Source organism: Synechococcus sp. 63AY4M2, assembly GCF_002760475.1.
Classification (GTDB): domain Bacteria; phylum Cyanobacteriota; class Cyanobacteriia; order Thermostichales; family Thermostichaceae; genus Thermostichus.
The window spans coordinates 61649-83796 of the sequence record NZ_AXUX01000001.1; the positions used below are offsets into that span (position 1 = coordinate 61649).

Here is a 22148-nt window from a genome sequence, read left to right on the forward strand (position 1 = left end):
TCAGCGACCACCTGTCCAACCCCATGGCACCGCACAACAGCAGCAAGTAGAGGTTGGCAAAGGTGAAGAGGGAGGTTGCCCGCTCCCGGCTGTGCGGCTCCTGGAGCAACTGCACCGCCTTCCAAATTAGAAGGGATCCCAGCAGGGTCGCCGCGCTCAAGTAAAAGGATCCCAGCACGTGCAAAGGGTAAACCAGCAGTAGACTGACCGGCACCAGCAACAGGGCGTAGAGAAGAATCTGGGCGGCAGTCGGCCTTTCTCCGGCCACCACCGGCAGCATCGGCACCCCGGCGCGGGCATAGTCTTCTCGCTTTAAAATCGCTAGGGCCCAGAAGTGGGGCGGGGTCCACAAAAAGATGAGGGCAAACATCACCCAAGCAGCCCAGCTCAGCTCACCCGTAGCCGCTGCCCAGCCCACTAAAGGGGGGATCGCCCCCGCTGCTCCGCCGATGACGATGTTCTGGGGGCTGGAACGCTTCAGCCAGTGGGTATAGACCCCTACATACACCAGGATCCCCGCCATGGCCAAGCTGGCAGCCAGCAAATTGGTAAAACAGGCCAGCAAGCCAAAGGACATCACAGCCAGGATCCCGGCAAACCTCAGGGCATGGCGTGCCCGAATGCGGCCAGAAGGCAAAGGACGATGGCGGGTTCGCTCCATCATCCGATCAATATCGGCGTCGTACACCATGTTGATGACATTGGCTGCTGCCGCCGCCATCCCCCCCCCCAAGAGGGTGACGCCAAACTTGAAAGGATCCGTATTGCCCGCCATCCACATGGCTCCAGCCGTGGTCATCAGCAAGAGGGCGATGATCTTCGGCTTCACCAACTGGCTATAGCTGCGCAAAACCTGCGCAAGACTTTGGTGATGGCCAAAAGGGATCCCTGTCACCGTGTTCTGACAAGGATCTGGACGGTAGGTTTGAAGGATATCTGCCATGGAACTACTTGCCGTTGATTTCTGCGGCCGCGGCTACCCTCCGAGGGCTCCGGGGAGAGCTTCCTTCCTCCTGGCTTTCAAGGCTGTTGCTCGTACGCCAGGCCAGCACCGTAAAGCCCAGCAAGCACCCCAGCAAAGCTGCCCCAATCATCTGGTGGGCTACCGTCAAGGGCTCCACCTGCAGCCGGTAGCGATAGGTAAGAACGCCAACCCCTACTTGCGCCAGCAAAAGGCCCACCGAACCATGGCCCAGCAGCTTGAGAATCCGCGGGAGCTGCCGGCGTCGCCAACTTGTGGCCACCGCCACCACCAACACCGCCAGTGTGGCCGGAGCCACCCCCAGCAAGTGACCGTTCATCACCCCGCACAGCTCGCCAGCAGCTAAGCACTGGTGCAACGCCCATTGGGAAGCCACCAAAGCTCCGAGAAGGCTCTGGACGTACACCAGCAGCACTGCCCCCAAGCCGAGCCAGGGCAAGTAGCCAACAGAAGCTCTCCCCTCCTCCGAAGGAGCGACGCTTGGCAGGGCCAGCAATCCCAAGGTGAGCAGCGTGGCAAAAAACAGCAGGCCCGTGCCCAGGTGAGCCGTCACAATGTCAAAGCGCAACAGCTCCGTTACCGTCAGCCCGCCCAGGATCCCTTGGGCCACGACCAAGACAAAAGCCCAGCTCAGGCCCCAGGGCAGCCAAGCGGGCAAGGCCTTGCGCTTCAGCCAGGCAAACCCCGTTAGCAGCAGGGTGGCCAAGCCCACCCCAGCAGCCACCAGGCGGTGAAACCACTCCAGAAACACCTGCAGGTTCATCTGCTCAGTGGGGACAAGCTCTCCATAGCAGAGGGGCCAATCTGGACAGGATAAGCCAGCATTCATGACTCGAGTGGCACTGCCCAGTCCCATCAACAGCCAAGTGGCCGCTGCTAAACCCAGCAAGGCTTGCCCCATGCGCAGGGAAAGCTCCCTAGACGGCAAGGGATGAGCGTGAGATTGGGAAATCGAAGAGTCCATCGCCGTTGAAAAAGTTATTGCAAGTCAATCCAAGCTCGGAATAATCTGCATAAAAAATAATCGAGATCGATACTTAAGCTATCCATTTCAGTTAGCGAACTTAATTCAATAGGTCTTTGAGGTCTAACTGGCTCAGCATCTAGCTATAGGCAGACAAGGAGACTGACTCCCCTGTAACGGATCCTAAATGCAGACTTGCGGCTGGCGAAGGCTTTTTAAGAATTTCTTTGTGCTGAGCCACGCCTCCTCTGCATGCATCGTTCATCTTCCAGAAGCTCTGTCGATCCTGCCAATCAAGCCGCTCCCCTCTACCAATTCCCAGCGATGAAGATTCTGAAGAGATCCCTAAGCCTGGGCAATCCTCTCCAGCTCCCGTGACCTAAATGGATATGAAGGATGGGTGTGGCCCGCTTCGGCTCTGTTCGCAGAACAGATTTTGTCTAGGGCGGGCGTGCCTTGCATTTGCAGTGGGGAAGAGCAGTCGTGAGTGCGCTCAGTAACATCATTTTGGTGGGTATTGGGGTTCTGCTGACCCTGGCCAGCCTCTGGTATGGCCAGAATCACCATCTCCTCCCCGAAGCGGCAGCCAACTCAGCTCCCCTCTTCGATAGCCTCTTCAACAGCACCATCACCATCGCCACCGGCATCTTTCTAGTGGTGGAAGGGGTGCTCCTCTACTGTGTCATCCGCTACCGCAAGCGACGGGGGGAGCACGGCGACGGGGATCCCAGTCACGGCAATGTGCTGTTGGAGATCGTGTGGACAGCAGTGCCGGCTCTGATCATCCTTTGGTTGGGCCTAGCCAGCATAGATGTCTACCAGGCTATTTACGGAGGCACCAATGTGGGCGGGCATATGCACGCGGCCATGGGGATGGGCTCTTCCGAGGAAGCCAAGGCAGGGGAGCCGGGCTATGCCTATACCCCTGTGGTGCTACCTGGGAAAGAGATGGGCCAGCCGGATCTGGTCGTTCAGGTGCAGGGCATGCAATACGGTTGGCTGTTTACCTATGAATCGGGCTTGGTGACTAGTGAGCTGCACCTTCCCCTCAACAGGCGGGTGCGCTTGAATATGACGGCCCTTGATGTCAACCATGCCTTCTGGGTGCCGCAATTTCGCCTAAAGCAGGATCTCATTCCAGGCCGAGAGACCCACCTGGAGTTTGTGCCTACCCAGTTGGGGACTTACCCCATCATCTGCGCGGAGCTGTGCGGCCCCTACCACGGGGTGATGGCTACGCAATTGATTGTGGAAAGACCAGAAGACTTCGAGCGCTGGCAGCAGGAGCAACTTTTAGCCGCTCGCGGCGATAGCAGTGCCCTAGCTCTTGCTGCAGACTCTCCCCCCACTCACCATCACCCTCCGGCTGATTCCCCTGCGGCTGCTTCGGCTTTTGCCCAAGTCCACCACCAGCGTTTGGGGGTCTCGCCTGCGGATTTGACCTCTCTCAAACTCCACAAGGACTCCGTCCTGCTGACGCGAACGGGAACAGGCAGAAACTAGGAGCTTTTTTGCAATGACTCAGCTACAGGGCAATCCTAGCCTCGTTGCTGCCCCCAGGGGCAGCCTGGATCCGCCTGCAGAACCTTGGTGGCGCTTCTTGACCTTCTCTACGGATCACAAGGTCATCGGGATCCAGTATTTGGTGACCACCTTTTTCTTCTACTTGGTGGGGGGAGCGCTGGCCACAGCGGTACGGGCGGAGCTGGCTACCCCAGAGGCGGACTTTCTTGGCTTTGAGCGGTACAATGGCGCTTTTACCCTGCACGCCACGATCATGATCTTTTTGTGGATCGTGCCGGCTTTGGTGGGGGGCTTCGGCAATTACCTCGTGCCGCTGATGATTGGGGCACGGGACATGGCCTTTCCCAAGCTCAATGCAGTGGCCTTTTGGCTGGTTCCGCCTACTGGGATCTTGCTCTTGGCTAGCTTGTTTCTAGAACCCCCATCTGCTGGCTGGACTTCCTACCCGCCTCTGAGTTTAGTTAGCGGCAAGGTGGGGGAAGAGCTCTGGATCCTGAGTATCTTGCTGGCGGGGACGTCTTCAATCCTAGGCGCAGTTAACTTCATCACCACCATCCTGAAAATGCGCATGCCCGGCATGAGGATGCAGGACATGCCGCTGTTTTGCTGGGCCATGCTAGCAGCGTCTGTTCTCACCCTCATTGCAACACCGGTTTTGGCTGGCGCGTTGATCTTGCTGAGTTTTGACCTGTTGGCGGGCACGTCCTTTTTTAACCCCAGCGGTGGCGGGGATCCGGTGGTGTACCAGCACATGTTCTGGTTTTACTCCCACCCGGCGGTTTACATCATGATCTTGCCGGTCTTCGGTATCATCTCCGAGATTTTGCCGGTGCATGCCCGCAAGCCTATCTTTGCCTACAAGGCCATCGCCTATTCCAGCTTGGCTATTTGCTTTTTGGGGTTGATCGTCTGGGCGCACCACATGTTTACCAGCGGCACCCCGGACTGGATGCGGGTGTTCTTCATGATTGCCACTATGTCCGTTGCTGTTCCCACGGGGATCAAGGTGTTTAGTTGGCTAGCCACTTTGTGGGGCGGCAAAATCCACTTCCGGTCGGCCATGCTGTTTAGCCTTGGCTTTATCTCGATGTTTGTCATTGGGGGGTTGAGCGGCATTATCCTCGCTTCAGTTCCCCTGGATATCTACGTCCACGACACCTACTTTGTGGTGGCCCACCTACACTACGTGTTGTTTGGCGGCAGCGTCTTTGGCATCTATGCCGGCCTCTACCACTGGTTCCCCAAGATGACCGGGCGGCTGCTGAACGAGTTCTGGGGGCGGGTGCATTTTGTGTTGACCTTTGTCGGCTTCAACATGTGCTTTTTGCCGATGCACAAGCTGGGCCTGATGGGCATGCCCCGCCGCGTGGCCCAGTACGACCCGCAATTTGCCGACCTCAACTGGATTAGCTCCGTGGGGGCTTTTGTTCTAGCCATTTCCACGCTGCCCTTCTTGGTGAACGCCATCTACTCCTGGGTGGCCGGGCCCAAGGCCGGCGACAACCCCTGGCAGGCTCTAACCCTGGAGTGGGCGACTTCTTCCCCGCCGCCTGCCCACAACTTCTACGGGGATCCCATTCTGCTGACCGGCCCCTACGACTACGGCCTGCACAGCAAGGAGACTTTGGATTACTTTGCCGCCCAGTTGCAGAGCTTGCGGGAGCTGGCGTTGGCGGAAGCAGAGCCTACGACTTCTTCTTAGCAGGGGGTCTCCATCTTCTACTCACCGGGCATTCCAGTCTTGATCCCGGCTGGGCTGGCCACACCGTCTCAGGAATTCTAAGGTTCGATTGGTTTATTTTTTGAGTGGAGAAGAATATGCAAGGATCCCTTGCTGCTGATGCCTTGATAGCGGGCCACACTCAGGCCCACACCGCTCACGCTGAGCACCCAGATCATCGCATTTTTGGTCTGCTGATGTTCTTGGTGGCGGAAGGCTGCTTATTCTTGGGCCTGTTCATGGCCTACTTGGCTTACAGCCTCACGGCCCCCGTCTGGCCGCCGGAAGGGACGCCGGAGCGGGAATTGCTCTTGCCTGGGATCAACACGGCGATTTTGCTCGCCAGCAGCTTGGTTATCCACCAGGCCAAGCCCGCCATCCAGGCCAATAACGTCAAGGGGCTACGGCTGTGGTTTGCCCTCACTGCCCTGATGGGTGCGATTTTCTTGGCCGGGCAGCTCTACGAGTACAGCCACCTGGAGTTTGGCCTTACCACCAACTTGTTTGCCAGCACCTTCTATGTCTTGACCGGGTTTCACGGGCTACATGTGGCGGCGGGGCTGCTGTTTATTTTGGCGGTGCTTTGGCGATCCCTGAAGCCGGGTCACTACAGCGCCCAACACTACTTTGGCGTCGAGGCTGCTGAGATCTACTGGCACTTTGTGGATGGGGTTTGGATTGTGCTGTTTATCCTGCTCTACCTACTCTGAGTTCCGAAGAGGGATCCTCCCTGGTGAAGGATCTGATCCCGGTGGGTAGGCTGCCCGTTGCTAGAACTGTCCCTGAACGAAAAGGCTCAGGATTTCTGGAGAATGGCCACAATCTGGATCAGAGCCTCTTGAAACACTTCTCGCTCCGGTTGACCTTGCTTGAGCTGATACTCCAGTTGTAAAAGTTGCTGCATCACCTGCAGCAGCGCCGAGCTTTTTAGGGATCCCACCTCTTTTTGGAGAAAATAAACCCGGTTGGGATTGGCAATCTCTGCTTTTTGGGCGATGACTTTGGGATCCCGTTCTCCCTCCTCCAGCAATAGCTTTACCCACAGCCAGGTGCGAAATTGCCCCACCAACACCGCCAGGATCTTCAGGGCCGGCTCGTTGTGATCCAAAAGATGGGCCAGGATGCGCAGGGCCTGATCCAAGTTGCCCTGGCGCAGGGAGGCGGCCAGTTGAAAGCTGTTGTAGGCGCTGGCGGGCACCAAAGCCTCGATTTGCTCAGGGGAGATGGGATCCCGTTGGTTGACCGTAAACAAAGCCAGCTTTTCCAGTTCCATCGCCAAGCGGCGGGAGTCGTTGCCCACGGCTTCCGCCAACTTCTGGGCTGCCTCTGGGCTGAGCTTGAGATCCCGCTGCCGGGCCTCGCTGTATACCTGCCTCAGGATACCCTCTTCATCCCAGGGGGCCAGTTGGGGAAACTCGCGGGCAAGGGCCACTTGCTTGAGGAGCTTGGTGGATTTGAGCCGTCCATCGGGCTTGTTGCGGGTGGTCAACAACAAATGGGTGGTGGGGGGTAAAGAGGCTAACGTCCGCTCCAGTTCCCTTACCCACTCTTCCGGACAATCCTGGGTGAGCGTCGTCTCTTCCAGCCAAACCAGGCGAGCGTTGGATCCCAGGGGCGGGGTCATGGCCAGGTTAAGTCCGGCCAGTGTGGACTCCGGCGGCAGGCGATCGTAGTTAAAAGCGGCCCAGTCGGGATCCAGCACTTGCTCCCGCAACTGGTGCACCGCCTGCATCAGCCGATAGGTGTCATCTCCCCAGTAAAGGTAGACAGGCATACTCCCCCAAGTCCCCTCAGCTTGGTCTCCAGCTTTTTTCCGTAGTTTCTCTAGGCGTTATTTTGCTTACGTTAATCAGCGGCAGGTTCCGGGTCTTTATCCGGGATCTTCCGGAGAAAGCCTGGCCAAGTTTCAGCTTCTTTTCTCTCTAAAAAAACGCCAGCTTTGCATGATCTAGCTTGGCAAATTCTGTGTTCCCACTGAAGAACTATCATCAATCTTCTCCTAAGCTGGGCTTAGAGACGGGGTTGGAGGGAGGGCTGCAAGCGTATGGACACCATTGGCGAACTGGAGTTCAAGGTGCAGGTTTTAGCCCGCTGCCTGGGATCTGCTCTGGGTTTAGGCCGGCCTATTCGTGTGCAAATTCATTATTGTAATCCCCAAGTCTTCAATGCAGGCCAGTTGGGAGCAGGGGTTTCCCCTTTCAACTCTGAAGAGGTTGGGAAATCCCAGCCCCACCCGCTAGCCTCGTTTGCCTAAAGGGCGCTTCGAGGTCGGCGAGGCAGCTAACTCTAGCAATGAGTCTGCGAGTTCTAGAAAGGGGATCCCGCTTGCCTTCCCGCCCTTGCCCCTGTTCGCTGGGGAGATAAACTCGGAAGATAGGCCTGAAGCACAAGTGCCCAGGGCGCTGGAAGGAGCCATGGAACGAGCAACGCGACTGTGGCGCGGCCTGCTGCTGCGGGATTTTCCTATCGAGTCCTGGTGGCAGGGCAGCCTTTTAAGCCGAGTGTCGGGATCCCTGCGGAGTTGGGGCAAAAGCAGCCTACTGGTGCAAACCTCTGACTGGATCGGTTTGGGCCTGGTGCTGCTGTATTGGGTCTTTTCGGCGCAAAGCTCCACCGGCATCCTAGGTCTGATTTTGCTGGCCATGGCGGCGCTTGTGGTCTTGGGCTGGCTGGTGGAAACCCCAACTTGGCTGCCCGTCCATCTGCCCCTAGGCCTGTTTTGGGGAATTGCCACCCTGGCCACGATCCTTTCGCCGGTTCCCTATGCAGCGCGGGAGGGCTGGCTGAAGTTGACGCTCTACCTGGCCGGCTATCTGCTGCTGCAGCGTCTGCTTCGCCAACTGCAGTTTCGGGATTGGATCGTCGGATCCCTGCTTTTGGTCAGCTTGGCGATGGGGATCCATGGCCTGCGGCAATACTTATATGGGGCAGCGGAACTGGCCACCTGGGTGGATCCGGAGTCGGGTTTGGCGGGTCTGACGCGGGTGTACAGCTATCTGCGCAATCCAAATCTGTATGGGGGCTACTTGATCCCGGTCATTCCTCTGGGGCTGGCCGCCACTTGGATTTGGCCCAGTTGGGGGGCGAAACTCCTGGCCGGGTTTACGACGGCGGTGAACCTGATTTGCCTGTTGCTCACCTACAGTCGTGGCGCCTGGATTGGGGGGCTGGCCACGCTCACCCTGATGGCCGTGCTGTTGGCACAGTGGCATTCTGTCGATTTGCCAGCCCGCTGGCGGCGTTGGGCCTTGCCGGTTCTGTTGAGTGGAGGGGGGGCTGCTCTGTTGCTTGGGATCCTGACGGTACGCTCCCTGCGGCTGCGGGTGCAGAGCCTTTTTTGGGGGCGGCTAGACACCAGCAACAACTTTCGGATCAACGTCTGGGCGGCGGTCTTGGACATGATCCGCGACTTTCCCATCTTGGGGATCGGCCCCGGCAATGTTGCCTTTAACCGCGTCTATCCCCTCTACCAACGAGGCAACTTCAGCGCCCTCGGAGCCTATTCGGTGCCGCTGCAGCTCACCGTGGAGACTGGCTTCATCGGCTCCTTAACTTTCGCCTGGTTCCTCTTGGTGCTCTGGGATCACGGCTGGAGATGCTGGAAAACTTTGCTCAACTTGCGGGATCCCCAGGGTCTGTGGGTGGCAGCGGGCTTGGCCGCTTGCACCGGCATGATGGTCCACGGCTTGGTGGATACCATCTGGTATCGTCCACAGGTACAAATGCTGTGGTGGCTTGCGGTAGCGCTCATTACAGCCAGCTTGGCCTCTCTTAGCCCTCAGCCGCCCGTGGATGTTGGTGAGCCCCCATCGGAGGCTTCCTCCCGTTAGGGTAGCTTAAGCTTGACCTTCCAGTCTTGACGGGAGCCAACCCAGAGTGGTAAGCATCTTCAGTAGGAGATAAAAAATGTATCCGTTTTTACAATTCACAGGTGTTGGTAGTGTTAGAAATTAGCGGAACTGTTCAGGGTGCAGGAGGCACATGAAAAAAATCGAGGCCGTGATCCGGCCATTTAAGTTGGATGAGGTCAAAATTGCTTTGGTCAATGCCGGGATTGTCGGCATGACCGTAAGTGAAGTACGGGGTTTTGGCCGGCAAAAGGGACAAACCGAGCGTTACCGGGGATCCGAGTACACGGTAGAGTTCCTACAAAAGCTGAAAGTGGAGATCGTGGTCGAAGATGACCTGGTGGATACGGTGGTGGAGAAGCTGATTGCAGCGGCTCGCACCGGCGAAATTGGGGACGGCAAGATTTTCATCAGCCCCGTCGAAAAAACCATCCGCATCCGCACTGGCGAACTCAACCAAGATGCCCTGTAAGGAGGGATCTTTGGGGTTTGGGCTACCCGTCCTGAGCCTTGTGGGGGTTTGCTGCATGTCTCTTTTGCTGTATCTCTGATGAGGTGTTCTTGCCCCACTTTCCGGGTAACGTCTTTTGAGAAGTACTGTCCCTTTAGGTGAGTCCAAAAGCATGAGTACAACAATGATCCAAAAGCTCAAGAGCCAGGTGCCCCAGTGGCTCTGGCGACCGGCCAGGTGGAGTCTGACTGCTGCTCTAATGGCTGCGCTGGTCTTTCTATTCGGCCAGGGAACTGCCTTTGCTCAAGAGGCCGAGGCAGTTCAGAAACACGCTGACATTGTTTGGACGATCGTGGCAGCAGCCTTGGTGTTCTTCATGCAGGCGGGGTTCGCCATGGTGGAGACGGGCTTTACCCGCGCCAAGAACGCCGCCAACATCATGATGAAGAACTTGATGGACTTCTGCATGGGCTGTTGCGCCTTCTGGTTCATCGGGTTTGGCCTCATGTTCGGCAAAAGTACTGGCTTCTTCGGCACTGACTGGTTTGCTTTTGGCTGGCAGCAGGCTTACGAGGCAGATGGCTGGCCCTTTACTTTCTTTGTCTTCCAGATGGTGTTTGCCGCTACCGCCGCCACCATTGTTTCCGGAGCGATGGCAGAGCGCACCAAGTTCTTGGCCTACTTGATCTACTCCATCGTTATTTCTGGGCTAATCTACCCCATCTCTGGGGGTTGGGCCTGGAACGGGCTGTTCGGCGACTACAACGGCGGCACCAAGGGCTGGTTGGAAAACCTGGGCTACATTGATTTCGCTGGATCGGGGGTGGTGCATTTGGTAGGCGGCGCTGCGGCCTTGGCAGGCGCCATTGTGCTCGGCCCTCGCATTGGCAAGTACGGCCCCAATGGAGAGCCGCGGGCTATTCCCGGCCACAACCTGCCGCTGGGGATGTTGGGGGTGTTTATCCTCGCCTTGGGCTGGATCGGGTTTAATGCCGGTTCCACCACTGCAGCCTCTGTCGATATTGGCTGGATTGCCATGAATACGCTGCTGGCAGCTTCGGCTGGAGCAATTGGGGCGATGTTCACCTCTTGGGTTCATTTTGGCAAGCCGGATATGACCTTTGCCGCCAACGGTGTCCTGGCCGGCTTGGTGGGGATCACTGCCCCTTGCGATAGCGTCCATCCTTTGGGTGCTCTGATCATCGGCTCGGTGGCCGGGATTCTGGTGGTGATTTCGGTGGTGATTTTGGATACGGTGCTGAAGGTTGACGACCCGGTGGGGGCCATCTCGGTACACGGTACCTGCGGCATTTGGGGACTCTTGGCAGCCGGGATCCCTTGGTTTGCCCACGCCGATTCAGGGGTGACCTGGGCGCAATTTGGGGTGCAGGTGGTGGGGGCTTTGGCCTATTTCTTCTGGCCCTTTATCACCTGCTTGATCCTGTTTTTGATCCTCAAGGCAACCGTTGGCCTGCGCACCAGCGCTGAAGAGGAGCTGGCCGGCTTGGATGTGGGCGAGCACGGCAACATAGCCTACCCCGACTTCGTTACTGCTGCCACCGAGGTGGAGGGAGCTTGAGCTTTTGCGCTCGGTTCGACGGGAGGCTGTCGGATCTGAGCGACACAGGACTGAAAATCAAGAGAGGGGGTCAGGTCTGGCCCTCTCTTTTGTGGCTTGTTGATGTATTTGGTGGCATTGGTGTAGGTGGTTACGGGTAGGAGGGGAGAAATAGCTCAAAATCGAGGTGTGGGACTTGGAATCGAGATGAAAAGTCAGATAGGTGAGACTGTTTTCTCTCGTCTTCGGCAGGGGATCCTTTTGGGTTTGAGGACAGGGGGGAAAGTCCTGCTGGGGATTGGAGCTTTGCTGGGGTTGGGAAGTTTGGTTGCCCCGCCTGCTCTGGCCCAGACGGATCTCACGGCTCTGGAACAGGCTCTCCCACCCGAGGCTTGGGCTGAGCTACAAACCTTACTGAAAACTCAGCAATACCACGCCGACATCGTCTGGACAACGGTGGCCGGGGCGCTGGTGTTTTTCATGCAGGCGGGCTTTGCCATGGTGGAGGCAGGCTTCACGCGGGCTAAAAATGCTACCAACATTGTCCTGAAGAACCTGATGGACTTCTGCTTCGGGGCCTGCGCTTTTTGGTTTTTGGGGTTTGGGCTGATGTTCGGATCCCATGTGGCCGGTTTTTTGGGCACCAACTGGTTTTTTTTCAACTGGCAACAGGGAGCTGAAGCCGGCAGTCAAAACGATGCTTGGCCTTTCACGTTCTTCTGTTTCCAACTGGTGTTTGCCGCCACCGCTGCCACCATTGTCTCCGGGGCAATGGCGGAACGCACCCGCTTTTTGGCTTATTTGATTTACTCCATCGTCATCTCTGGGGCGATCTACCCGATTTCCGGGGGCTGGGCCTGGAATGGCCTGTTTGCCGACTACAACGGTGGTACAGCCGGCTGGCTGGAAAACCTGGGCTACATTGACTTTGCCGGGTCGGGGGTGGTGCACTTGGTGGGTGGGGCTGCAGCTTTTGCGGGAACTTTGGTGTTGGGGCCGCGCTTGGGCAAGTATGGTCCCAATGGGGAGCCGCGGGCTATTCCCGGGCATAGCTTACCCTTGGGCATGTTGGGGGCGTTGATCCTGTGGCTGGGCTGGATTGGCTTTAATGCCGGCTCTACAACGGCAGCGATTCCTGATATTGGCTGGATTGCTTTCAATACCTATTTGGCCGGGGCGGCAGGAGCCATCGGCGCTCTCTGTACTTCCTGGGCCATTTTTACCAAGCCGGACATGACGTTTGCAGCCAATGGGACACTGGCGGGGCTGGTGGGCATTACTGCTCCTTGCAACACTGTTCATCCTTTGGGGGCAATCCTTATCGGCTCGGTGGCCGGGGTGTTGGTGGTGTTGTCGGTGCTGTTTATCGAGGGCACCTTGAAGGTGGATGACCCGGTGGGGGCGGTGTCGGTACATGGGGTGTGCGGCGCTTGGGGGGTCATTGCTGCAGGGATCCCGTGGTTTGCCCATGCGGAAGCGGGGGTGACTTGGGCGGTGTTGCCGGTACAGATTCTGGGGGTTATTGCCCTGGGAGGATGGTCTTTTATCTGTTGTCTGGCTTTGTTTTTGATTTTGAAGGGCACCATCGGTCTGCGCGTCTCGGCAGAAGAAGAGTTGGCCGGCTTGGATATTGGCGAGCACGGCAACATTGCCTACCCTGACTTTGTCACTGCTTCGGGAGAGTTGGAAGGTTGAGTTGAGCAGTACACTGGGATCCGGTTGGATGCGCTTTTGGATCCCATGCACCTGTTGATCCCGGCGGCTGGCAGCGGCAAGCGGATGGGGGCGGCGGTCAACAAGCTGTTGCTGCCCCTTTTGGGCCAGCCTATCTTGACTTGGACGTTGCAGGCGGCGGATCGGGCCCGTTCCATCGAGTGGATCGGCATTCTCTCTCAGCCCGGCGACTGGCCGGCCATAGAGCAGATCCTGGCGTCCATCGAGCTGGCCACGCCGGTGCAGCTTCTGCAAGGGGGGGCGACGCGGCAGGAGTCGGTTTACAGGGGGGTGGAGTATCTCTATGGGCGGGGAACGGTGGAGCGGGTATTGATTCACGATGGGGCCCGCTGCTTGGCCACCCCTGAATTGTTCGATCGCTGCAGCGCTGCCTTGGAGCAGGTGGACGGCTTGATTGCGGCGATCCCTGTCAAGGACACGATCAAGGTCACCGAGACCGGCCCCAAGGGGATCCAAATCCAATCGACACCGGAGCGCAGCCGGCTGTGGGCAGCCCAAACGCCGCAGGGGTTTCGCCTGTCGCTGTTGTGGCAAGCCCATCGGGAGGCGCTGGCCCAGGGGTGGCAGGTAACCGATGACGCAGCCCTATTCGAGAAGCTGGGTTGGCCGGTTTACATCGTGGAAGGGGAGGAGTCTAACCTGAAGTTAACCACCCCCTGGGATCTGGTGCTGGCCGAGCAAATTCTCCAGCAGCGCCTTGAGCTGGCGCGCTAGCTCAACTCACTATGGCGATGGCCCTGACGCAGAGCCGCCTTTTGCCACACCCGACTGCGCCAGCGGCTGAGCAACAGGCCGGCCAAGCCGGCGACATAGATCAGCATGGCCAACCAGCCCCCCACAGCCCCCCATCCCAACCCCGGCAGGAAGGGGATCCAACTGTGGGAAAAGATCAGCATCTGCGCCAAAGGCAAGAAAAAGAGCCAGCTCATCCCGAGCATGATCGCCATGGGGGCCCGCACGTCTCCCGCGCCGCGCAGGGATCCCGCGGCAGAGAAGTTGATGCCATCGAAGAGAAACGAAACCGCGATGATCTGCAAAAGCCTCCCCCCCAACTCCACAATCGCCGCGGCGTTGGCATCTGTCCCGGCCACGAACAGGCCGAGCAAGGCTTCTCTAAAAAGCGCCAGCCCGCCGCCGATCACGGCCATGTAGCCGACCGTCCAGGCTATCACCGCATTCCCCAAGCGCATCGCCCAAGCCGGCTGCCCGGCGCCAACGGCCTGGCCCACCAGGACGGTTGCCGCCTGTTCCAAGCCGAGGGCCGGCAAATAGGCAAAGCGAGACAACATCAGACACAGGTGGGCCGTTGCCCCCTCCACAGCCCCCAACTGGCCCAGCAGCAACTGAAACACCGTGAAAGAGCTCATGTCCGCCAAAGCGTAGATCCCCATCGGCAGGCCCAGCCGCAGCAAGGGCCGCAGGGACTTGTGAGCCAAAAGCCAGGTTTGCCGCGTAGCGTAGTCGCGCTGGATCCAGGCCGAGAGAAACAGCAGCAGGTAAAGGGCCAGCTCCCCGTATTCCGACAGGATCGTGCCCCAGGCGGCTCCGGCAATCCCCCAGCCCAGGCCGAAAATGAACAGGGCATTGAGGATGCCGTTGAACAGCACGCTCCAGCCACTCACAGGGTGATCCAGGTGCAACCAATGCCGTTAAAAAAACCCGCCAAGGCAAAGCTGCCCAAGAGAGCGGATCCCCCCCAAACGCGAACTTGCCAATAATCTGCCGCTTGCTCCGCCACCCCCGCCGGCAGGGGCAGCCCTGAATACAGCAAGCTCCCCAACAGCGACAAGAGGCCACAAAGGGGCAATAGGCCCAACCCCAGCTCAACTCCCGACCAGGCATAGCGAGAGGCCCCCTTCGGATCTCCGCCGGCGTAGGTTTGCGCCACCAAGGTTTGCACTGCTCGCCCCAGACTCATGAAAGGGGTCAAGGCCACTTGGGTGGGCAACCAAGCGGCGTTCATCCCGGCCAAGGCTTGGCTGGAGATCTGGCCGATAAACCAGGTGTCGGTTATGCCCATCAGCGCCTGAATGCCAGCGCTGAGCGCCAAGGGCATCGCCAACCTCAGCACAACCCCATGATCCACCCCTGGGATCCCGCGGGCATCCAGCCGCTGCGCTACAACTCCCATGTCCTCCCTGCTCGCCCGTGGCACGCAAAAGCGCGCAACCCTCTGCCCAGGCAGCCTGTATTCTATTGTACTACACATAATACAGGCCAGGTCAAGGGACAGAGCCTGCAGGGGATCCCATCCTCGGGGGTAGCCCTCTGCTGCTAGGATGGGAAGAAACCCGATGAGCCAACCGACTTCGTCCTACTGGCCGGTGCACATTGTCGGCGCCGGCCCTGGGGATCCCGAGCTGATTACCCTGCGCGGCCAGAGAGTACTCTCAGAAGCAGATGTAGTATTCTATACCGGCTCTTTGATGCCGGAGGGGCTGCTGGCCCATTGTCGCCCCGACGTGGAGGCCATCGACACGCGCTCCCTCACCTTGGAAACGCTGCTGCCCCAGATGGTGGAGCGGGTTAAGGCGGGGCGGCGGGTGGTGCGGCTGCAGGATGGGGATCCGTCTCTTTACGGCGCTCTGCACGAGTTGCTGATTCGGCTGGCGGAGGCCGGGATCCCCTTTGAGATCGTGCCGGGGGTGAGCGCCTTTCAACTGGCAGCCGCCCGTTTGCAGGTGGAGCTAACGGTGCCGGAGCTGGTGCAGACGGTCATCCTCACCCGCGCCAGCGGTCGGACGCGCGTGCCGGAAGCAGAAGCCCTGGCCAGCCTAGCGGCCTGCCGCGCCTCTTTGTGTCTGTATCTGAGCGCCCGCCATGTGGAACAGGCCCAGGCGGATCTAATGACCCACTATCCCGCCGATACCCCTGTGGCCATCTGCTACCGTCTGGGCTGGCCGGACGAGCGGATCTGGCTGGGATCCCTGGCGGAGATGGCGGCCCTCACCCGGCAAGCCGGCCTAGAGCGCACCGTGCTCTACCTCATCAGTCCCGCCCTACGGGGCTTGGCAGGAGCCGGCTCGGCCCGCTCGCGGCTCTACAGCCCTGACCACGCCCACCTCTTCCGTCCCAAACGGCACCGTTAGACTCTACTGCAACTGGCTTTTTTAGGACTTGCCTTGGAGGCCCCCGGCCTGTCGCAGCTACTTTGGGCACCTGGGCGTGTTGCCCTGCTGGTCAGCGAAAAAGGCCGCCAGCCCCCGCCCAAGACCTACCCTGCTGCCGGTGGAGGGAGCAGGTTCCGGCAGAACTGGGCGGGGCAGCCGTCGAAATCCACCCGCTTGATCTGGGAGATGAGGAGGCCCTGCCTTGCCCCGCCGTTGCAGCCCAGAGAACAGGGTTAAGATTAAGTTAGTTAGCTTGGGCCTAGCCAGATTGGCCGGAAGGAGCCGTAGCCCCTGGAGGGTGGGGATAGGGCTCTGGCCCAAGCAGCGACCAAGCGGGAACGACAATGCCTCTCGACAACCTGCGCGGACTTTATCAGCAAGTCATCCTGGAACGCTACAGAAAGCCCCGCAACTTCGGCAGGGTCGATCCGGTTCATCGTCGCCAACGCGGCCATAACCCCTCCTGTGGCGACACCATCGACCTCACCTTGCAATTGGATCCCGGCCAGGAGCGGATTGCCGATATCAAATTTGAGGGAGAGGGCTGCGCCATTGCCCTGGCTTCTGCCGATCTTATGGCCGATGCCGTGCGCGGGCGCACCATCCCCGAAGCGCTGCAGTTGGTCGAGCGCTTCCAGGCCATGATGCGCGGCGGCGAAGAGTTTCCGCGGGAGTACCGCTCCCTCAATGCCATGAAGGGAGTTGCCCAGTTCCCGGTACGCATCAAGTGCGCCAACCTGGCCTGGCATGCCCTCAAACACGCCCTGGAATCGCCCGCACCCAGTGGATCCCCGGACAACCCAGGTTTTGTGAGCAACGAAGACGCCGACTAGGTTCCGACCTCCGGGCGGCAATGGAGGGGATCCCTGTAATCCAGAGAACTCCTGGGATCAGGGATGCCCGGGCTGCCTCTTTGCTCGGCTGGGAGCCAATGACCTCACCAGCAAGCCCTTCAACGCCGCCACCCTGGCCGCCGCAACCGCGGCTCTGCTGAGCTGGGATCCCTGAACTCACCCCACAGCTCCGTGGGATCCCCGCCGCTATCCGCCAAATGGCGTAGAAAAATCCTAGAAATCGCGTACGTGGATTCTCGGTGTTTTCCGTTTTTTTACGGATATTTGGGCTATGATGGGGACGTAAACGTTGGAAATGCGGAGGAAATACAGATGCAAGCTGGTGTAGATCTAACGCTAGATTACCGTACTTACCGCTTGGCGGCGTTGCTGAGCGAGCACTTTCCCATGGGGGAGCTACTGGGGGTTTCCCTCAAGTGGCAGGACGATGCTTCTGCTGTAGACAAGCTGCAGACTGAGGTCGCCCGTTCCTGGAGGGAGCAGATCGAGCAGCGCTATCTCGTTCCTCGGCACAAGTAATCGGGAACTCTCGAACGAACCCTCTCAAACGGAAACGACCATGAATGCCTCTTTGAATTCTCTCCCTGTTGCTCCGGCCCTTAGTATCGAAGCAATCGTGGAGCAAGTTTTCCGCAGCGGCTTTCTCAGTTTGCAGCAAGAAAACCTCATCAACGAGCTGCTCTTTCAGCGGCGCTACTCTGAGGCCGACTTGGAAATGCTGGATCGCCTGACTTTGGCGTTGCTGAACCAGCAAGTCGAAGCGGACAAACCTTCTGTAGCAAAAGCTGCCTGACCGGCAAAACGCATCAAGTTCCTCCAAAGCAAAAGGGGATCCACAAAGGATCCCCTCACCTGTCGATATTGAGTTAGAACCTTTGGGCTGCAGCGGCTGGGTGTGAGGGCTAGACCGCAACCGTCTTCTTCACCTGAGCCGCCAAAGCGCCAGAAGCATACTTGGCCGCCATCTCGTCCAGGGTAACCACCGGGACTTTGGTGCCGTGGCCGGCACAGCCGAAGGCGATGTAGCGCTCGGCGCACACTTTTTGCATTTCCTTGATAGAAGGCTTGAGGAAAGAGCGGGGATCAAAGTCCTTCGGATTCTCGGCCAGGGCGCGGCGCACCGCAGCCGTGATGGCCAGACGGTTGTCGGTGTCGATGTTAACTTTGCGCACTCCGTTTTTGATGCCCCGCTGAATTTCTTCCAGCGGCACACCGTAGGTTTCGGGAATGGAGCCGCCGTACTGGTTGATGATGTCGATGAGCTCCTTGGGCACCGACGAGGAACCGTGCATCACCAGGTGGGTGTTGGGCAGGCGGCGGTGGATCTCGGCGATGCGCTCCATGTCGAGAATGTCGCCCGTGGGCTTGCGGGAGAACTTGTAGGCGCCGTGGCTGGTGCCGATGGCCACAGCCAGCGCATCCACTTGGGTTTGCTCCACAAAGTCCACGGCTTGATCCGGATCGGTGAGCAGTTGGTCGTGGCTGAGGGCCCCTTCAGCGCCGTGGCCATCTTCTGCTTCCCCGCGGCCTGTCTCCAGGGATCCCAGGCAGCCCAGTTCTCCTTCCACGCTCACGCCGACAGCGTGGGCCACCTTCACCACCTCGGCAGTAACGGCCACGTTGTACTCATAGCTGGCCGGCGTTTTGGCGTCTTCTTTGAGGGAGCCATCCATCATGACGCTGGTGAAGCCGTTGCGGATGGCGGAGTAGCAGGTGGCGGGGCTGTTGCCGTGGTCTTGGTGCATGGCGACGGGAATGTGGGGATAGGTTTCCACTGCCGCCAGGATCAGGTGGCGCAAAAAGTGCTCGCCCGCATACTTGCGCGCCCCTCGAGAGGCTTGCAGGATGACTGGACTGTTGGTTTCATGGGCAGCTTGCATGATTGCTTGAATCTGCTCCATGTTGTTAACGTTGAAAGCCGGAATGCCGTAGTCATGTTCGGCGGCATGATCCAGCAGGATCCGCATGGGAACGAGAGCCATCGGTTACCTCCTGAGGTGCTGACCTGATGCGTGTGAGATTTGCTTACCGTTAATCTTAAGGTATCTTTTACGTTTTGCGGGATGTGACCCCGGAGATTTGGGGATTTCGCCAAAGCCTCCTTGCCACTATTGGCCGCAATGCTCGCGCTGAGGCGCAACGATCCCGCTGCGCTCTCCAGATACACTAGACATGGGTAGAGCGGGGTGCGCTCCGAGGTAAACGTCGCCTTGTCTACGCCCGCCTGTTAACTTCTAGCTTTTTGTGGACATTATTTTCGCCTTTCGTTTTGCATTTTGTCTTGTTTGTCCGGAGGATTGAGAAGGTGCATTGTAATCCGTGGCCAATCCTGGGCGCGAGCTGGGGAAGGACTTTGTCGGGCCGGGGTAGAAGACTGCGTCCCGACGACGCGAAAGGACTCCGTCCCGCTGACGCAATCGGTTTGGCCATAGCCTGCTGGGCAGTGGTGGGCCTTCCATCGGCGGCATGGGGGATCCCTGGGCAATCGCCGGATCAAGCGGCGGCCTGGGTGAGAAATAATCCTGTGCTGCGGCCCCGCCCGGGCGAAACCTTGAACATTCACCGCGTGGAGCCGGATGGATCCCGATTTACCTTTTTGGCCTCGGTGGCCCCGCCGGGCCGGATCATCAACCCGCTGGATCGGGAGACGATTCGCTCGGAGCGCATGACCTTCTTTCGCCCGCAAGGGCTGACGGCAGAGGATCTTTTCCAAGCCATTCGCGAGATCTACGGGCCGGAGATCGCCGCCGATTTGGATCGGGCGGTGGAGGTGATCCGCTACCCGGCCCCTGAAGCCTTGGCCAACAATCCCGGCTACAGTCTTGCCCTGGCCACCCAAGGCGTGGTGCTGCGGGGGGATCAGTTTGTCTATTGGCTGGAGCTAACACAAAACCCGGATGGCCGCGTGCAGCAGGGCCAGGTGTGGGTGTTCCAAGAAGAATGGCTACCCAAGGTGGAAGGGGAGTTGGCCGAACGCTTTCCCCTACAGGTGATGAGCCGCTGAGCTGGGTTTGCAACTTCCCTTGGGCGGGCGGAGGTTCGCGGCTGCTGGGATCCGCCCCTGAATCCAGCACCGGCATCCAAGCTTCTTAGAACTGACAGCCAGGGGTTGGGGGCACGGCTGTGGTTTTGCTGGTTGGCCTCACGTTGTTCGGCAGCGCCTTTTGCCTTTTTTGGGGGCAGTTGTTGGTGGGCAAATTGCTGCTGCCGCTCTGGGGGGGATCCCCCCTGGTTTGGAATACCTGCCTGGTCTTTTTCCAGCTCGCTTTGCTGCTGGGCTACCTGTGGGCAGACCGGCTGGGGCGAGGGCTCGCTCCCGGCTGGGGCGTGCTGCTGCACGGGATCCTCCTGCTGGCGGGGCTGAAGTTTTTGCCCTTTCAGTTTGGGATCCCTGGCCAACTGGAAGGGGTCTTCCCTTCCCTAGCTCTGTTGGCTGACTTGACAGCAAGGGCGGGAGTACCCTTGCTTCTCCTGTCGGGGACGACGCCGTTGCTGCAGCGGGCGCTGGGAGAGGCGAAAAGGGATCCCTACGGGCTCTACGTGGCCAGCAATGCCGGCAGCCTAGCGGGGCTGCTGGGCTATCCGCTGCTCTTGGAGCCGCGGTTGTCTCTGTCGGGGCAAACCCACCTGTGGACGGGATCCTACGCTCTGGTCGCAGCGCTGGTGCTGCTGGGTGGGGTGGGGCTCATGCTGAACGGGCGGGAGGTGACTTTCCCGAGGGGAGATCCCGTGGAGGAGATCCCCCCCGTCTCCTGGCGGGAGCGTTGGCGCTGGGCCGGCTGGGCCTTTTTGCCGGCGGGCCTGTTGGTGGCGGCCACCACCCTCTTGACCACCGACGTGGCGGCGGTGCCCCTGCTGTGGGCCGTTCCCCTGAGCCTTTACCTCATGACCTTCATACTGGCCTTCGGCGGCCTCTACCCCAATGACTTGGCTTTAGGGACAACGGCTCTGCTGGCCTGTGGAGCGCTAGGGGCCCAGGTTCTGGGCTGGGCGAGACCTTGGTTTTGGGTGTTGCCGCTACATCTGGGGGCTTTTGGCCTGGTGAGCTGGGCCTGTCACAGTCAGTTGGCCAGATCCCGTCCACCCGCCCAGCAGTTGACGCAGTTTTACCTGTGGCTGGCTGTGGGAGGCAGCTTGGGAGGGCTGTTCTCCGCTTTGCTGGCGCCGCAGATGTTTGAGACCTTACTGGAGTACCCCCTGCTCTTGGGGGTGTCGCTGGCGGCCTTAGCGGCACGGGGAGGGCGGCTGGGCCTGTCGCTAGGGCTGGGGTTGCTCTTGCCTTTGTTGCTGTTGGGCTTTCGTCCTCAGGCGCTCTTTCGCCTTGGAGCCGCTGGGGGCTTGGCTCTGGGGATGGCCCTTCTGGGGTCTGTAGGAGAAGGCAGCAGAAGGCGCTGGGTGGGAACAGGGATGGGTCTAGTGTTGCTGCTAGGACAAACCTGGCTGCCGCCGGGGCTCCAGGTGGTGGCCGAGGAGCGCAGCGCCTTTGGCCTCCACCGGATTGTGGAATACCACGCTGAGGACGGATCCTTCCGCAGCCTGCTCCACGGCACCACCCTGCACGGCAGCCAAAACCTGGATCCCCAAAAGGCCCTGGAGCCGCTCACCTATTTTTCCCGCGAGGGGCCGGTGGGTCAGGTGTTCCAGCGGTGGCGGGCGCAGCCGCCCTCTTCTCCGGCCCAGGTGGCGGTGCTGGGGCTGGGGATCGGCACCTTGGCCGCCTACGCCGAGCCAGGGGATGAGTGGACGTTTTTCGAGTTGGATCCCACCGTGGCCGACTGGGCGGGCCGCTACTTCCCCTATCTCGATTGGGCCAGCCGGCGGGCGCAGGTGCGGGTGATCTTGGGCGATGCCCGGCTCCGCCTGCAAGGGATCCCCGATGGCAGCTACGACCTGATGGTGATAGATGCCTTCAGCTCCGACGCCGTGCCGGTGCATCTGCTTACCCAGGAGGCCCTGACCCTCTACCTCCGCAAGCTCAAGCCCCAGGGCTGGCTGCTCTTTAACATCACCAACCGCCACCTGGACTTGGCGCCAGTGCTGGCCGCCTTGGCAAGAGCATTGCGGCTTCCCGCCTGGCAGCAAGCCCATGAAGAGCTCACCGCCGCCCAGCGCCGGGCAGGGCTAGCCCCTTCCCACTGGGTGCTGATGGCCAAAAGCCCTGGTGGCCGGCAAGACTGGGATCCCTGGCAGCCCCTTTTGCCCCAAGCTGGGGATCCCCTCTGGCGAGATGATTTTTCCAACCTGCTACATGTAATCCGCTGGCCCCAGCTTCCCCTGCTGGGAGATATCCAGATCCCAGCTCCGAAGCAGAATCCGGCTGTTATCGCTGCGCGACGCTTCGGCAATGCGTCAGCCTTATTCAGCAAGACGGCTAAAGAAATCTTTACAATGCAGATTTAGTAT

Annotated in this window: 20 protein-coding genes; 14 read left to right on the plus strand and 6 right to left on the minus strand. The window is 59.5% G+C overall.

Features of this window, described 5'->3' with window-relative positions; all coding sequences use genetic code 11:
- Positions 1–895 (minus strand): heme o synthase (locus SYN63AY4M2_RS00285; protein WP_099887463.1); only part of this gene is annotated, 895 nt, incomplete at its 3' end.
- Between the two features lie 52 nt (positions 896–947).
- The gene (locus SYN63AY4M2_RS00290; protein ID WP_049749751.1) at positions 948–1946 is read right to left on the minus strand and encodes a heme A synthase; all 999 of its coding nucleotides are present in this window, start codon (positions 1944–1946) and stop codon (positions 948–950) included.
- A 483-nt stretch (positions 1947–2429) separates the two neighbouring features.
- Here SYN63AY4M2_RS00290 and SYN63AY4M2_RS00295 point away from each other — a divergent pair, with 483 nt between their 5' ends.
- The 3 genes from SYN63AY4M2_RS00295 to SYN63AY4M2_RS00305 all read left to right on the plus strand — a co-directional run bounded on the left by SYN63AY4M2_RS00295 (position 2430) and on the right by SYN63AY4M2_RS00305 (position 5900).
- Positions 2430–3449, plus strand: coding sequence for a cytochrome c oxidase subunit II (locus SYN63AY4M2_RS00295; RefSeq protein WP_099887118.1), 1020 nt, complete (start codon positions 2430–2432; stop codon positions 3447–3449).
- Positions 3450–3462: 13 nt separating this feature from the next.
- Complete coding sequence (ctaD, locus tag SYN63AY4M2_RS00300) at positions 3463–5172, plus strand: cytochrome c oxidase subunit I (protein ID WP_099887119.1); 1710 nt, start codon at positions 3463–3465, stop codon at positions 5170–5172.
- 116 nt (positions 5173–5288) lie between these two features.
- The gene (locus tag SYN63AY4M2_RS00305) at positions 5289–5900 is read left to right on the plus strand and encodes a heme-copper oxidase subunit III (RefSeq protein ID WP_011430356.1); all 612 of its coding nucleotides are present in this window, start codon (positions 5289–5291) and stop codon (positions 5898–5900) included.
- Positions 5901–5986: 86 nt separating this feature from the next.
- Here the strand turns inward: SYN63AY4M2_RS00305 and holA are convergent, their stop codons facing one another.
- Complete coding sequence (holA, locus tag SYN63AY4M2_RS00310; protein WP_011430355.1) at positions 5987–6964, minus strand: DNA polymerase III subunit delta; 978 nt, start codon at positions 6962–6964, stop codon at positions 5987–5989.
- Positions 6965–7604: 640 nt separating this feature from the next.
- Here holA and SYN63AY4M2_RS00320 point away from each other — a divergent pair.
- The 5 genes from SYN63AY4M2_RS00320 (at position 7605) to ispD (ending at position 13495) form a co-directional block, all read left to right on the plus strand.
- On the plus strand, positions 7605–9020 hold the full coding sequence (locus SYN63AY4M2_RS00320; RefSeq protein ID WP_099887120.1) for an IctB family putative bicarbonate transporter: 1416 nt from the start codon (positions 7605–7607) through the stop codon (positions 9018–9020).
- 151 nt (positions 9021–9171) lie between these two features.
- Positions 9172–9510: a P-II family nitrogen regulator gene (locus tag SYN63AY4M2_RS00325; protein ID WP_011430352.1), complete on the plus strand. Its 339-nt coding sequence runs from the start codon at positions 9172–9174 to the stop codon at positions 9508–9510.
- Between the two features lie 151 nt (positions 9511–9661).
- A complete protein-coding gene (locus SYN63AY4M2_RS00330) occupies positions 9662–11068 on the plus strand; it encodes an ammonium transporter (RefSeq protein ID WP_099812096.1) in 1407 nt (468 codons plus the stop codon).
- A 303-nt stretch (positions 11069–11371) separates the two neighbouring features.
- Positions 11372–12742 carry an ammonium transporter gene (locus SYN63AY4M2_RS00335; protein ID WP_240527655.1) on the plus strand — a complete coding sequence of 457 codons (1371 nt, stop codon included), beginning with the start codon at positions 11372–11374 and terminating at the stop codon, positions 12740–12742.
- A gap of 45 nt (positions 12743–12787) precedes the next feature.
- The gene (ispD, locus tag SYN63AY4M2_RS00340; RefSeq protein ID WP_099813180.1) at positions 12788–13495 is read left to right on the plus strand and encodes a 2-C-methyl-D-erythritol 4-phosphate cytidylyltransferase; all 708 of its coding nucleotides are present in this window, start codon (positions 12788–12790) and stop codon (positions 13493–13495) included.
- Here the strand turns inward: ispD and SYN63AY4M2_RS00345 are convergent.
- Together SYN63AY4M2_RS00345 and SYN63AY4M2_RS00350 are read right to left on the minus strand one after the other, a co-directional pair.
- Positions 13492–14403 carry an MATE family efflux transporter gene (locus tag SYN63AY4M2_RS00345; RefSeq protein ID WP_041438348.1) on the minus strand — a complete coding sequence of 304 codons (912 nt, stop codon included), beginning with the start codon at positions 14401–14403 and terminating at the stop codon, positions 13492–13494. The genes ispD and SYN63AY4M2_RS00345 overlap by 4 nt on opposite strands.
- Positions 14400–14912 (minus strand): MATE family efflux transporter, encoded by a 513-nt coding sequence (locus tag SYN63AY4M2_RS00350; protein ID WP_041438346.1) that lies wholly within the window; start codon positions 14910–14912, stop codon positions 14400–14402. The genes SYN63AY4M2_RS00345 and SYN63AY4M2_RS00350 overlap by 4 nt, the downstream gene beginning before the upstream one ends.
- A gap of 163 nt (positions 14913–15075) precedes the next feature.
- On the opposite strand from SYN63AY4M2_RS00350, the gene cobM reads away from it, so the two are divergent.
- The 4 genes from cobM to SYN63AY4M2_RS00370 all read left to right on the plus strand — a co-directional run bounded on the left by cobM (position 15076) and on the right by SYN63AY4M2_RS00370 (position 17538).
- The gene (cobM, locus tag SYN63AY4M2_RS00355; protein ID WP_099887121.1) at positions 15076–15870 is read left to right on the plus strand and encodes a precorrin-4 C(11)-methyltransferase; all 795 of its coding nucleotides are present in this window, start codon (positions 15076–15078) and stop codon (positions 15868–15870) included.
- A gap of 365 nt (positions 15871–16235) precedes the next feature.
- Positions 16236–16724, plus strand: a complete 489-nt coding sequence (gene sufU, locus SYN63AY4M2_RS00360) for a Fe-S cluster assembly sulfur transfer protein SufU (RefSeq protein WP_011430348.1) — start codon at positions 16236–16238, stop codon at positions 16722–16724.
- A 333-nt stretch (positions 16725–17057) separates the two neighbouring features.
- On the plus strand, positions 17058–17264 hold the full coding sequence (locus SYN63AY4M2_RS00365) for a hypothetical protein (RefSeq protein ID WP_099834884.1): 207 nt from the start codon (positions 17058–17060) through the stop codon (positions 17262–17264).
- A gap of 40 nt (positions 17265–17304) precedes the next feature.
- A complete protein-coding gene (locus tag SYN63AY4M2_RS00370; protein ID WP_011430346.1) occupies positions 17305–17538 on the plus strand; it encodes a hypothetical protein in 234 nt (77 codons plus the stop codon).
- Between the two features lie 109 nt (positions 17539–17647).
- Here SYN63AY4M2_RS00370 and fba read toward each other — a convergent pair whose 3' ends face one another.
- Positions 17648–18727 (minus strand): class II fructose-bisphosphate aldolase, encoded by a 1080-nt coding sequence (gene fba, locus SYN63AY4M2_RS00375; RefSeq protein ID WP_011430345.1) that lies wholly within the window; start codon positions 18725–18727, stop codon positions 17648–17650.
- Positions 18728–19191: 464 nt separating this feature from the next.
- Between fba and SYN63AY4M2_RS00380 the strand changes: the two genes are divergently transcribed.
- On the plus strand, positions 19192–19749 hold the full coding sequence (locus tag SYN63AY4M2_RS00380; protein WP_228375204.1) for a hypothetical protein: 558 nt from the start codon (positions 19192–19194) through the stop codon (positions 19747–19749).
- Positions 19750–19868: 119 nt separating this feature from the next.
- Positions 19869–22145, plus strand: coding sequence for a fused MFS/spermidine synthase (locus SYN63AY4M2_RS00385; RefSeq protein ID WP_011430342.1), 2277 nt, complete (start codon positions 19869–19871; stop codon positions 22143–22145).
- The last annotated feature ends 3 nt before the right edge of the window (positions 22146–22148 follow it).